General features: G+C 47.2%; 11 protein-coding genes and 2 tRNA genes. 7 read left to right on the top strand and 6 right to left on the bottom strand.

Translation table 11 applies throughout. From position 1 onward, the window contains the following. Window positions 1–45 precede the first annotated feature (45 nt). Entirely contained in the window at window positions 46–2,658 is a 2,613-nt protein-coding gene (clpB, locus tag AC0QUU_RS05030; protein WP_474544959.1) for an ATP-dependent chaperone ClpB, read from the bottom strand. 285 nt (window positions 2,659–2,943) lie between these two features. On the opposite strand from clpB, the gene AC0QUU_RS05025 reads away from it, so the two are divergent. Continuing rightward, entirely contained in the window at window positions 2,944–4,290 is a 1,347-nt protein-coding gene (locus tag AC0QUU_RS05025) for a glycosyltransferase (protein WP_474544958.1), read from the top strand. Here AC0QUU_RS05025 and abc-f read toward each other — a convergent pair. Beyond that, window positions 4,287–5,837: a ribosomal protection-like ABC-F family protein gene (abc-f, locus tag AC0QUU_RS05020; protein ID WP_474544957.1), complete on the bottom strand. Its 1,551-nt coding sequence runs from the start codon at window positions 5,835–5,837 to the stop codon at window positions 4,287–4,289. The genes AC0QUU_RS05025 and abc-f overlap by 4 nt on opposite strands. Before the next feature lie 568 nt (window positions 5,838–6,405). Between abc-f and AC0QUU_RS05015 the strand changes: the two genes are divergently transcribed. Together AC0QUU_RS05015 and AC0QUU_RS05010 are read left to right on the top strand one after the other, a co-directional pair. Beyond that, the gene (locus AC0QUU_RS05015) at window positions 6,406–7,152 is read left to right on the top strand and encodes a helix-turn-helix domain-containing protein (protein ID WP_474544956.1); all 747 of its coding nucleotides are present in this window, start codon (window positions 6,406–6,408) and stop codon (window positions 7,150–7,152) included. A 42-nt stretch (window positions 7,153–7,194) separates the two neighbouring features. Continuing rightward, on the top strand, window positions 7,195–7,665 hold the full coding sequence (locus tag AC0QUU_RS05010) for a hypothetical protein (protein WP_474544955.1): 471 nt from the start codon (window positions 7,195–7,197) through the stop codon (window positions 7,663–7,665). A gap of 284 nt (window positions 7,666–7,949) precedes the next feature. Here AC0QUU_RS05010 and AC0QUU_RS05005 read toward each other — a convergent pair whose 3' ends face one another. Further along, a complete protein-coding gene (locus AC0QUU_RS05005) occupies window positions 7,950–9,263 on the bottom strand; it encodes an IS30 family transposase (RefSeq protein WP_087210550.1) in 1,314 nt (437 codons plus the stop codon). 241 nt (window positions 9,264–9,504) lie between these two features. Here AC0QUU_RS05005 and AC0QUU_RS05000 point away from each other — a divergent pair, with 241 nt between their 5' ends. The 3 genes from AC0QUU_RS05000 (at window position 9,505) to AC0QUU_RS04990 (ending at window position 11,899) form a co-directional block, all read left to right on the top strand. Beyond that, window positions 9,505–9,960 carry a GNAT family N-acetyltransferase gene (locus AC0QUU_RS05000; RefSeq protein WP_474544954.1) on the top strand — a complete coding sequence of 152 codons (456 nt, stop codon included), beginning with the start codon at window positions 9,505–9,507 and terminating at the stop codon, window positions 9,958–9,960. A gap of 183 nt (window positions 9,961–10,143) precedes the next feature. Then, a complete protein-coding gene (locus AC0QUU_RS04995) occupies window positions 10,144–10,776 on the top strand; it encodes a glycerol-3-phosphate acyltransferase (protein ID WP_474544953.1) in 633 nt (210 codons plus the stop codon). Beyond that, window positions 10,733–11,899 carry an MGDG synthase family glycosyltransferase gene (locus tag AC0QUU_RS04990; RefSeq protein ID WP_474544952.1) on the top strand — a complete coding sequence of 389 codons (1,167 nt, stop codon included), beginning with the start codon at window positions 10,733–10,735 and terminating at the stop codon, window positions 11,897–11,899. The genes AC0QUU_RS04995 and AC0QUU_RS04990 overlap by 44 nt, the downstream gene beginning before the upstream one ends. A 130-nt stretch (window positions 11,900–12,029) precedes the next feature. Here AC0QUU_RS04990 and AC0QUU_RS04985 read toward each other — a convergent pair whose 3' ends face one another. The 3 genes from AC0QUU_RS04985 to AC0QUU_RS04975 all read right to left on the bottom strand — a co-directional run bounded on the left by AC0QUU_RS04985 (window position 12,030) and on the right by AC0QUU_RS04975 (window position 12,632). Beyond that, window positions 12,030–12,260 (bottom strand): hypothetical protein, encoded by a 231-nt coding sequence (locus AC0QUU_RS04985; protein ID WP_474544951.1) that lies wholly within the window; start codon window positions 12,258–12,260, stop codon window positions 12,030–12,032. 151 nt (window positions 12,261–12,411) lie between these two features. Beyond that, window positions 12,412–12,485: transfer RNA gene (locus AC0QUU_RS04980), tRNA-Pro, on the bottom strand. A 75-nt stretch (window positions 12,486–12,560) separates the two neighbouring features. Continuing rightward, window positions 12,561–12,632 (bottom strand) — tRNA-Gln (locus tag AC0QUU_RS04975). Between the two features lie 250 nt (window positions 12,633–12,882). Here AC0QUU_RS04975 and AC0QUU_RS04970 point away from each other — a divergent pair. After that, complete coding sequence (locus AC0QUU_RS04970; protein ID WP_474544950.1) at window positions 12,883–13,107, top strand: hypothetical protein; 225 nt, start codon at window positions 12,883–12,885, stop codon at window positions 13,105–13,107. Window position 13,108: the final 1 nt, after the last annotated feature.

The raw sequence follows: 13,108 nt of genomic DNA, 5'->3' as shown, positions 1-13,108 counted from the left end.
TTTCCTTTTCCCGATCATCTCAGCGCAGTCTGTCCGCAAATCCCGTTACTGTTCCGTTTCCACATGGACAATCTGCCCTTTAATGTCTGCTTTCAGTTTTCCGTCAGCAGCGTCGATCAGAATCGTGTCTCCCCGGCCTACATTTCCGGCCAGGATCAGTCTCGCCGCAAGGGTCTCCACATTTTTCTGCAGATACCTTTTCAGAGGCCTTGCGCCGTACATGGGATCATAGCCGCCTTCCACAATCAGATCTTTGGCCTTCTCCGTCAGCTCGATCCGCAGTTCCTTTTCCACAAGACGTCTGTTTACATCCGCTGCCAACAGATCAATAATGGCACGGATATTCTCTTTCGTCAATGGCCGGAACATAATAATTTCGTCCAGACGGTTCAGAAATTCCGGTCTGAAATGAGCCCGGAGATCATTCATCGCCATCTCCTGGCATTTACTGTCAATGGTTCCGTCGTCTTTGATGCCTTCCAGCAGATAGCCTGCTCCGATATTGGAGGTCATAATAAGGATCGTATTCTTAAAGTCCACAGTACGGCCCTGAGAGTCCGTGATTCTTCCGTCGTCCAGCACCTGAAGGAGAACATTGAATACATCCGGATGAGCTTTCTCGATCTCATCGAAAAGTACAACCGAATACGGTTTTCTCCTTACCGCCTCGGTAAGCTGTCCGCCTTCATCATACCCTACATATCCCGGAGGCGCTCCGATCAGTCTGGACACGGAGTATTTCTCCATGTACTCACTCATATCAATACGGACCATGTTATTTTCGTCGTCAAACAGACTGGCCGCAAGTGCCTTGGCAAGCTCAGTTTTTCCTACTCCGGTAGGTCCCAGGAACAGGAAGGAGCCGATCGGTTTGGACGGGTCCTTGATGCCGGCTTTGGAACGGATAATTGCCTCCGTTACAAGCTCTACGCCTTCGTCCTGGCCAATCACACGTTTGTGCAGTTCTTCTGCCAGATGAAGAGTCTTGTTTCTCTCACTCTCGTTCAGTTTTGCTACCGGAATTCCGGTCCACCGGGAAATAATCCGGGCGATTTCCTCGTCTGTCACTGCCTCATGAACAAGAGACAGGTCTTTTTCCTTTACCTTCTCCTCTTCCTCTTCCAACTGTTTCTGAAGCTGAGGCAGACGGCCGTACTGAAGTTCTGCCGCTTTATTCAGATCATATTCCCGCTGTGCCTTCTGAATATCCCGGTTGACCTGCTCGATCTCTTCCCGGATCTTCTGGACACGTTCCACGGAAGTCTTCTCATTCTCCCACTGAACTTTCTTATTCGCGTACTCATCCTTCAATTCTGCAAGCTCCTGCTGCAGATGTTCCAGACGTTCCCGGCTGAGCCGGTCTTCTTCTTTCTTCAGCGCCTCTTCCTCAATCTCCAGCTGCATGACACGCCGCCGCAGCTCATCCAGCTCTGTAGGCATGGAATCCAGTTCCGTCTTGATCAGCGCACAGGCCTCATCCACCAGGTCAATGGCCTTATCAGGAAGGAAACGGTCCGAAATGTAACGGTGGGACAGAGTTGACGCCGCTACAAGGGCGCTGTCCGTAATCTTAACGCCATGGAAAACTTCATACCGCTCCTTCAGTCCACGAAGAATAGAAATCGTATCCTCCACTGTAGGCTCATCTACCAAAACCGGCTGGAACCGCCGTTCCAGAGCCGCGTCTTTCTCAATATACTGCCGGTACTCATCCAGTGTGGTTGCGCCGATGCAATGCAGCTCGCCTCTGGCAAGCATAGGCTTAAGCATATTACCGGCGTCCATTGCACCGTCTGTTTTACCTGCTCCCACAATTGTGTGCAGCTCATCGATGAACAGAATGATCTTGCCGTCGCTGTTCTTCACTTCTTCAAGCACCGCTTTCAGACGTTCCTCGAACTCTCCGCGGTATTTCGCTCCTGCCACAAGAGCGCCCATGTCAAGAGAAAAGATTGTCTTTTCCTTCAGTCCTTCCGGGACATCCCCGCTGACAATCCGCTGGGCAAGCCCTTCTACAACTGCGGTTTTACCGACGCCCGGTTCTCCGATCAGCACCGGGTTATTCTTTGTCTTACGGGACAGAATCCGGATCACATTGCGGATCTCTTCATCTCTTCCGATTACCGGATCCAGCTTCTGCTCTCTTGCTCTCTCCACAAGATCCTGTCCGTATTTGTTCAGCGTATCATAGGTTGCTTCCGGATTATCGCTTGTAACCCGCTGGTTGCCTCTTACAGTGGAAAGCGCGTGTAAAAATCCTTCCCGGCTGATGCCGAACTCCCGGAAAAGCTGTTTCATATCTTTACTTGCATATTTTAACAGGGCAAGAAACAGATGCTCGACAGACACATACTCGTCTCCCATCTGTTTCGCCTCATCCTCTGCATGGATAAGGACATTATTGAGATCCTGTCCTACGTAAGCCTGACCGCCCTGGACTTTCGGCCGCTTACCGATGGCCTGCTCAACTCTGTTGATAAAGAGCCTGCCCTGGATACTCATCTTTTCAAGCAATTTTAAAATCAGGCTGTCATCCTGTGTCAGCAGAGCATACAGCAGATGCTCCTGCGCCAGTTCCTGGTTGCCGTTATCTGCAGCAGCCTTTTCACATTCCTGAACCGCCTGAAGTGATTTCTGCGTAAATTTATTTATATTCATGGCTTCTCCCTCCTTTTCGCCACGTGTAATTCCGTGTTCTATTAGTAATATAGCAATAATTGTTAGCCAAGTCAAGTCTCGAGTGCTAATTCAGCATAGAAATTTCTAAATAATTTCTAAACCAGATTTCCGGGACACCGTCACAGATTTTTCAATCCTGTTATAATACTTATCTATATTTATTTCTACTTAAAATGCAGATTCCATGATATAATTATCAGAACGGACGCCTGTCTCTGCCCTGCGCCCAAAAAGAATTCATTTATTTCAGGAGGCTGTTCTTCTATGAATCCAACTGTCAGCATTATCGTACCTGTATATAACGCGGAATCCAGCCTGTCCCGCTGTGTGGACAGCATTCTCGGCCAGGAATATCAGGATTTTGAACTCCTGCTTGCAGATGACGGAAGCACGGACCGCTCCGGCAGCATCTGTGACGCCTACGCGGCTTCTGATTCCCGTGTAAAGGTGATTCACAAATCAAATACAGGAGTCTCAGACACAAGAAACACCGCGATCAGCCATGCCTGCGGAACATACCTGCAGTTTCTGGACAGTGACGACTGGATTACCCCGGATGCCACGAAACTTTTTGTCCGGGCCGTGGAAAATACACAGTGCGACATGGTAATCGCGGACTTTTACCGGGTTGTCGGCGAACGAGTTTCCCACAAAGGTGATATTGACGACAACAGCGTTCTGACCCGGGAAGAATTCGCGGGACATATGATGAAAAACCCCGCTGATTTTTATTATGGCGTTATCTGGAACAAGTTATACCGGCGGGATATTGTAGAAAAATATAACCTGAGGATGAATACTGAACTGAGCTGGTGCGAAGATTTTCTTTTCAATCTGGAATATATTCTACATGCGGAAACCTTTTACGCGCTGAAAGCGCCTATCTATTATTACGTAAAAACAAAGGGCTCTCTCGTATCCCAGAGCGCTACAATTGTAAACTCTGTCCGCATGAAGCTTACTGTTTTTGAATACTATAACCGTTTTTACAAACATGTGCTGGATGAAAAAGAATATGAAAAAAACCGTTTCCAGGTATACCGGTTTCTGATCGGCGCCGCAAAAGACGGCGCTGTACCGCCCTCCATACTCCCCGGAGCCACAAAGCTCGGCAGGGAACGGACGCGCATATGTCCGGAAGCCGTAACAGGAGAAGGGATCCTGGCTTCCTCCTACCGCAGCCGCAAGCTGCTGGACCGGTATCTGGAAATTGCCGCCCTGAAATACGGGCTTTCTCTGGAGGAAATCCGGATGATTATGTTTCTGGATCATGCCCGCCAGATCAATACAAAGAAAGATCTGGCCGACTTCACAGGCATGACCATGCGCGCCCTGACACTTATGCTTCAGAAGCTGGAAGCAAAAAAGCTGATCCGGACCACGGAGCATCCCGCAGAGAAGAAAACAAAATCCGGCGCCCCCGTCCATTCTCCGCACAAGCTCCTGGATATTGTATTTCTTTCCGATTCGGAGCCCATTCTCCAGGAACTCCAGACCGTACAGAATGATTTCGATCAGGTTCGTTTTGCAGGCATGGATGATGAGGAACTGGTACAGTATGCTGTCCTCACCGAAAAAATCCGCCAGAACATCCAGGAAACTCTTCTTTAGTTCTCCCCGATATCCGCAAAATCCGTTGCCACTCTCTCCTGAAAGCGGAGGTCGTGATCAACAGCCAGCATGGTCGGGCGGCAGCGCAGCAGGAGCTGCTCAATCTGCATCCTGGAGAAAATGTCAATATAATTCAGCGGCTCATCCCAGATATACAGATGAGCCGGCGTCAGGAGTCCTGCCGCGATCAGGATTTTCTTCTTCTGCCCTTCCGAATATTCTTCCATGTTTTTGCCGAACTGGTTTCTGTCCACATCAAGTTTCCGAAGGACTGCGCAGAACAGACTTTCATCCAGGTCTTTTTCCCGGCAGAACTCAAAAATACTCCCTTTCAGGAAAGACGTATCCTGGCTCACATAGGAGATCACGAGTCCCGGCGCGGTATACAGACTTCCGCTTTCCACACAGAGCCTGTTTCCCTTCTCATTCCTTCTGTTCTCATATCCGGCCTGGCGAAGTATCATTTTCAGAAGGCTGGACTTTCCGCATCCGTTGGCGCCTCTCAGAAAGAGCCGTTCCCCCTGGCAGAGTTCGAAATTCAGATTTTCAAAGATACATTCCCCTGCCCCTTCATATCTGAGAGCCAGCTGCTCCGCCCGCACCAGTGTCTTTTTATGATGTTCCAGAGGCATAATCTTCAGGTTCTCCACCGACTCGATATCCTGCAGGAGACCTTCCTTTTCCCGGATCTCCCGCTGTATGCGTCCCTGCATCTGGCGGACTCTGCTGTTCATCTTTTTCGTCTTCGCCCCGATGTAAGACCGGGTTGCAATGGACCGGTCATGCTCCCTGACCGGATCGAATCCAATCTTCGCCCCCTCGTTTTTCTCTGCCCATCTTGTTGTCTTCTCCGCCGCTTTTTTCAATTTCCCGATTTCTTTCAGATGTTTTTCATTTTCCTTTCTGGCAAAGTCATCTTTTCTTCTTTTGTTTTCCTCCCAGCTTGAAAAATTGCCGCTCTGTACTTCAATACTGCATCGGTTCAGTACCAGCATATGGTCCACACAGGCGTCCAGCAGATCCCGGTCATGGGATACCAGAATAAATCCTTTCTTGCCCGACAGATAGGTTTTCACGCTCTCCCTGGCGTGCTGATCCAGGTGATTGGTCGGCTCATCAATCAGCAGAAAATCATTTTCCCCGGAAAAGAGCACCGCCAGCATAATCTTGGTCCGCTCTCCAAAGCTCAGAGTTTCAAAAGGACGGTATAGCGTCTCCGCATCCAGGCCCAGCTGATCCAGTTCGCACAGAATACGCCACTGCTCACATCCCGGTTTCCACTGTTCTGCCAGTTCCGCCCCGGACTGCCCCATCTCTTCCAGCCCCATCTGATATGGGAAATAGTCGAACCTCGTACTGCAGGCAATGGTGCCGCTGTACGGATACGCTCCCATCAGCAGACGCAGAAATGTGGTCTTGCCCTTTCCGTTTCTTCCTGCAAATCCCAGTTTCCAGCTGGTATCTACTGAAAATGATACATTTTCAAAAACCGTGTCCGGACTTCCCTCATAAGAAAAAGTGAGGTTGTTTACACAGATCTGTGACATACACATTCCTCCTCTCATGTGCTGTCAGAGACAGGATATATCTGTAAACTTCCTCACTTTTCGTATTCTCTGTATGACTCTTATAAGTATCCGCTCCGCCGCTGCAGACAGAAAACAATACTTTCCGGTTTTTCCACAAAAAAAGAGAGGCTGTGAAGACTTCACCTGCTTCCGGCAGCATAAAACAAATATCCCCTTCCGGGTAATATACCTGTCGTTTCACGCTTGCAAAAACAGATTATTTCTTCATCTTTTCACCTCTTCCTTCAAATCTGCATTCATTATATGCCCGGATTGTCCGTCTGTCAAACACTTTTCAGACATATCTTCATTTTCTTCCGTACGTGCCGGCTTGTGAATAAAAAGAATATTTTATATAATGGATTTGATTTTTATATGGAAAAGATTCGCTCAGAAGCGTCCTCTGCAAAACGGCTGAAAATGGACTGAGAGGCCGTTTTTCCCCGTTTTCATGCATGTGCAATCTCCGGTTGCGCATTTGCAACCGTATTTTGGTGGCCTGCAACCGCGGAAAAATGTATTCTGACAGTGAAGGGAGGAAACAAATATGACCTTTGGAGAAAAAATACAGAAACTGAGAAAAGAAGCCGGCCTGTCTCAGGAAGAGCTGGCCTGTCAGCTGGGAGTATCCCGGCAGGCGGTCAGTAAATGGGAACGGGACAGCGGATACCCGGAAACGGAAAAGATCATACACATGAGCAGACTTTTTAATGTAACCCTGGATTATCTGCTCAATGAAGAAAATTCCCGCAGGGACCAGGACAGCGCCCCGTCCCGGACAGAAGAAGAAAAAGGGGTCTATGTAAGTCTGGAAACAGCCCGGGGATTCCTTGCCTGCCAGAAAGTACGATACCGGAAGATAAGCCTGGCAGTCTTCCTCTTCATTGCAAGTCTGGCCTTCTGCTTTATGGAGGCTGAAACCGGCATTCTGATCTTCATGATTCTTATAATTGCCGGAGCAGTACTTTTATTTTCGGTAAAACTAAGCGACTACCCATACCGCAGATTATGGAGCGAACCGCTTCTGTTTGACAAAAATATTCTGTCAGAACTGACCGCCGAATACACAAATTACAGAAAAAGAGCACATACAGGAATCCTTACAGGAATCGCTCTGATCGGAATCGGCATCCTGTTTCTCCCGCTTCTCCTTCCGGCAGAGCAGGAGTTCTGGGACAGTGTTGTTCTGGGAGCTGGAATGATTCTGGCCGGAGCCGGCGCGTTTCTGTGCATCTATCTGACAGGCATGATAAAATCCTACCGGTTGCTTATCAGAAACACAGATCAGTTATAATAATATAGATTATCCTCCCCTTCAGAAAGGAGTGAGTTTTTCATGAAAATAAAGAAAACAGCAACAGCACTCTGTGCCTTAGCCGCCGTTCTCCTCTGCGGCTGCGGATCCGGTCCGGCCGTCCTGTCTCCGGACCTGCCGGATATTTCCGGGGATTCCGGAACATTTTCAAAAGCTCAGAAGATTACCATTGTCCCGGCAGACGCAGAAAAAACAGGCCGAACTATTACCGGAAACAGAGAAATCGATGCCTTCACAGTGGAAATGGAACCGGAAAACTGGAAAATAGAATCAATCCCTGAAAGCGCAGAAGAAACCGGTACTTTTCAGTTTGCCCAGGAAGAAACCATAAAGCTTGGACAAACAGAAAACAACGGCCACATGCAGACTCTGTGCGAAATAACCGTCTATGACAGTCCTTATATCAAACTGCAGCTTTCCGGATTCTATCATCCGTCTTTTTCTTTTAAAATCAGCCCGGAAGCCGCGGATTATCTGAATGGATATGTGTAAACCGACAACGTCAGTATGCAGGAGTATTCTGCTAACTTGAAATTTTAAATTCCAGTGCAGAGTTAAATTCCACCACACTTTGTTTTTTGCCGATTTTGCAGAAGATTTTTGAGCAAAATATCCTCTTTTCTGCTATAATTAGCTCAACTCATCGAAAAATACTTGATTTCTGGGCATAGGAAACGGACCGCTGAAAAATAGTGTGCGAGACTGAATTCCACCGGTCACATCTAAAAAATGTGAAATGTTTACTTCCAGTCTGACAGCAGATTTCGATCAGTTGATTAGTGATTAAAGCGGATCAGCTTAGGTGTCAGATTTACCTCATCCGGGGCAATCGGCCTAAGCTGAAATGCGTTTAAGACCTCTCCTCCCAGCGTTTCCAATGCAACGCTGTATGGCGTTCTTCCATCCAGGCTTTCCCTGGGAGTAGAGTTGATATGGTTCACGATCAGATTGACATCCCATTGTGTGAGAAACTCAAAGCTGGTGCCTTTCGGCAGAACCATCCGGAGCATCGTGTGTGTCTGCTCCAGTCCGCCCTTCTGCCCGCTCTGCATCGGGTCACAGTAATAAATGCTGGAACGCTGTATTCCGTTTACACCGGTCTCCAAAGCATCCGGGTCACCAAATTCAGAGCCCCGGTCCGTCAGGATATATTCAAACACGGAAGCGAATTCAAAAGTTCCCATACGCTTTTCCAGACGGTCAAAAACAAGACGGACAGCGCCTTTCGTGCATCGGTTCATCAGAAAGGCGAGGAAGAGCTTCTCTTTGGTGAAAAACATAGTCAGCAAGGTCTTTTTTGATTCCCTGGACGAATGTACGGTATCCATTTGAACATAGTCTGTTAGACCGAGGGAACAAAAGTCGCGATATAACCGGTTGGTGAAGACGGCTCTGTCCGTGATCTGTGTTTTATGGCACTTCCTTGGCTTGAAATGGACCTTCCGCTTCAGATCTATGTTACGTGCCGTAAAGAGTCCCTGATCAAGATAGGAATACATCGTACGGACGGACATATCCAGTTCTGGATGGTTTGTCAGGATATGATAAGGGGACTGTCCCTGTTCGATCAGAGGGGAAACGATCAGATCCTTTTCGTGAAGTTCCCGTTTCGTCATGTTGATCCCTGTTCTGGAATCCCGAAGTGTTTCCCGATACTTCCTGTCAGCAAACCTGGCGTTATAAGAGTATTTGTGGGCGATCGTGCAGTGACTGATTTTTTTCGTACAGCCGTTGCAGACATAGGGAGCCCGGTCAAGCCTTGAGCAGCGTTCTTTTTCGAAGTCTTTGCAGGTCTGGTTACAGGTAGGACAGGATGCGCATTTGATGCCGCACAGGACAATCTTTCCGCAGGCATTTGTCTTCCTGCAGTGATAGCGGTGGGTACAGAAGTTTTTGGCATTATAGAAAGTCCCTTTATGATACCAATCCGAGAGCCGGTGAGCCCTGACTTCTTTTGAGATTGTGGTAGGGTCCTTGCACAGGAACCTGGCAATATCTTTAAAGGATGTGCCTTTGTTCAGTTCATTTTCGATATAGATACGGTCTTCGAGGGTAAGATGTTTCTGGTTACCAGGAATATATTTACTCATCATGTGCCTCCTTCTACTGCTGTCAGAAGGAGAGATAACCATACCATGAATATATGAAAGAGTAAATATCAACTGTGCAGAAGTAAACTCTACTGTCCCTTAGAGGGGTGGAATTTAAAATTTCATTTTAGGGCAGGAGTATTCTCATTTCCTGTATACTGACGCTGCCGTTTTTTTATGTTATAATTTCCCTGTACATGTAAAACTTAACTGCTAAAAAAATCATTCAGGAGATCATATTATGAATATAAAGGTAATGAGAGCAACCGAGACATGGCAGCAGGCCGGAGCCTATTATGTCCGCATTCAGGCAATGGCAAAGCAATACAGTATCACACTCCGGAAAGAATTTGATGAACACGATACGCCGGACACCAAATATATCGTACTGCTGGACGGGGATTTTCCTGTCGCGACGTGCCGTCTGTACGAACTGCCGGAAGATAAGGCCGGGCTTCCCACTATGATGCTCGGCCGCATTGTCGTACTTCCGGAATACCGGAAACACGGCCTCGGCCGTCTCATCGTCACCGAAGCGGAAAAATGGGCCAGGGAACTGGGCTGCAGAAAAGCCGTGCTGGACAGCCGTGATGTGGCTGTCGGTTTTTATGAAAAGCTGGGATATACCGCTTACCCTGACAAAGTTGTAACCGGATGGACATTCACCTGTATCCATATGGAAAAAGTACTGGAATAATTCCGTTCTTAAAATCTCTGCAAAATCTGCATTGTACTATTTTTTCGGATAAAAAAGGCGAAAGAATACTAAAATTTACGCTCTTGATTTATACTACATTTGTGATATTATTGTACCTATGGCACAAAAGAGTCTTTTATTGGCTGCATATAAAAATGAGGTGACAGAATGCTACACGATACAATGTATATATGGCTGGGTTACTTATCCGGCAGCGTATTGTACGCCCGGGTATTTTCCAGACTGTTTCAGAAAGAGAATATGCTGGAACAAAGCAAGGATCATAATCCGGGAACGGCAAACGCCTTTATGTACGGCGGGTTCTGGTGCGGTCTTCTGACGCTGCTGTTTGATCTGGGGAAAGGATTTTTCCCCGTGTACCTTTTCGTACTCTACAGAGCACCGTCTCATCCTGCGCCTTTTTTAGCGGCGCTCGTTATAGCCGCTCCGGTAATCGGTCATATTTTCCCACTGTTCTATCATTTCAGGGGCGGCAAAGGGATTGCTGTTACATTCGGCTGCCTGCTCGGACTGTACCCGGTATTGCATCCGTTGTTTATTCTGGCGCTTTGTTTTATTTTCTTTTCCAGCATATTGAAAATCTCGCCGCATTTTTACCGCACTATTTTTTCTTATGCATTTTCTCTTGTGATTATGATCAGAGAAATTGACACAGACGCCATCGTGCTTGGTTTTCTTCTGATCAGCGCAGCCGTGCTTATAAAAATGCTTACAAGCAAAGAAGAGCGAGATAAACTGGAGGTGAAACTTCTTGGACGCACTAATCCTTTCCTGCGGGACAGGCGGCGGACATGACGCTGCCGGAAGCGCTGTCGCCGAGGAACTGATAAACCGGGGCCATCATGCAGTAATGCTGAACCCCTATACTTTACAGAGTGAACAGTTAGCCGAAAAGATTAACCATATCTATATATCAACCGCCCGGAAAGCACCGCTTATGTTCGGCGCGGTTTACAGAGCAGGACAGCTTTACAGACAGATGCCGTTCCGTTCTCCGGTTTATTTTCTCAATCGGCTTATGACTTCCATTATGGAGGAATACCTTACTCAGAACCATTTTGACATCATTATTACACCCCATCTGTTTCCTGCTGAAATCATAACCGCAATGAAACATAAGGGGTTATGCCCGCCGAAAACGATTTTTATTGCAACAGATTACACCTGTATTCCTTTCACCGAAGAAACAGAATGTGACGCCTATGTTATACCGGCGGCGGAACTTGCAGAATCATTTACCGGCCGGGGACTTCCTGCCGAAAAACTGTATCCTCTCGGCATCCCTGTGCACAAATGCTTTTCTCAGGGGGAATCCCGCAGCGAAGCCCGCGCACGGCTGGGATTAGATCCGGACAGGAAATATATTCTGGCAGCCGGCGGCAGTATGGGCGGCGGGGAAATCAAAAAAGCAATCTACGCGCTCACGGATCTGACAGCCGACCGTACAGATACAGAACTTATCGTCGTATGCGGCTCCAACAGCCAGCTGTATGACGAATTGAGAGCTCGGGATCTTCCAAATGTGACCGTGATCGGTTTTACTTCCGACATGGCGGGATATATGAAGGCCGCTGATCTGTTTGTCACTAAACCCGGCGGTCTGTCTTCCACAGAAGCGGCTGTATGCGGCGTTCCCCTCATACATGTCGCGGAAATACCGGGATGCGAAACTTTTAATGCACAGTATTTCAGCTCCCGGGGCATGGGCAGGCTGTGCACCACATCCGTAAACGGGCTGCAGGCTGTCTTCGAACTTCTGGATGACCCGCAGGCCCGGAACAAAATGCTGAAAAATCAGAAGGCTTTTATTCCGGCAAACGCTGCCGCTCAGATCTGTTCACTCGCAGAAGACATGGCAATGTTTCACGAAAAGGGAAATATTTCCATCCCGGAAATAATACGGCCCGCCACATCATAGAAATTTTTTACAGGAATCCCCCTCATGCAGGACATAAAAATACCAGCCTGCATGAGGGGGATTTATTCGTATGATGAATATATGATGATGCGCGAAGTACGGTACGAAGCAGTTTCCCGCCGTCCCTCGTTTATTTTGCTTCCTGACTGCCAGAACTTTCAAGCATAGCTTTGATATAATCCTCCACTTCATCGAGTGTAGTTGCGTCATCTATGCTTCCATACGCATCTCTGAAAAAAACAAGACCGTCTTCTGTCTCAAGAATCCGGTGACGCCTGCTTTCATAGATGAAACAGTGCTTGTGTCTGTTGCCCGGAATCCTTTGACAACGACTAACTATCGTTGCCAATAAAATATGCATAACATATAAAGAGCAGTTTGCGGAAGAGGTAACTTGAAAGCTTGAATGACGTCCGAAAGAGATAAACCTGCGCACAAGCGCAGCAGGTTAAAAAACAAAAGAAAAACCGCAAAGCCCGTATTTCAGACTTTGCGGTATCGCAATAAAAAAATCGGAGTGACAGGATTCGAACCTGCGGCCTCTACGTCCCGAACGTAGCGCTCTACCAAGCTGAGCCACACTCCGATTTGCAATAGAAAATATGCTCCGCATACTTTCTCTCGGGAAAAATAAGGAATCTGCCGTCCGGCAAATTCCCAGCTACGGAAAAGGGACTTGAACCCCTACTAACAGAGTCAGAGTCTGCTGTGCTGCCAATTACACCATTCCGCATCACTTCGCTTGTCTCTCGCAAGCAACATGGTTATTATATCAAACTTTGCGGAAAAATCAAGCACTTTTTTAAATTTCTTTATAATTATTTTTTACTCCGCTTTTTTCTGAATTTAATTTTCTTTTTCCAGATTTTTAAAATATTTTTACATTTTTAGTCATAGAATATTCACATATTTTCATTAGACTATATCTGGAAATGGTGGATAAAACTACCGCACCTCTATAAATGCGAAAGGAGTGTCTGCTTATGGTAACCGGAATTTTAAATGCAGGATCAAATTCGGATGTTTATATCAGGGATAACAGGAAATTCAATAATATAAGTGTCAGGTCAGGACAGTATCTCTATCTGGCCGTCCATGATTGCTGGATCCCGGTAATCATCAGATTCTCTCCCGAATCAAAAAGCTGGGTTTTTCAGAATCTTGAAAATATAAACGTCAATGGTCAAAAGGTTATGATAAAAAATTAGG

The sequence above is a fragment of the Mediterraneibacter sp. HA8405 genome, from assembly GCF_056148955.1.
This window is presented reverse-complemented; position numbering and strand designations above follow the sequence as displayed.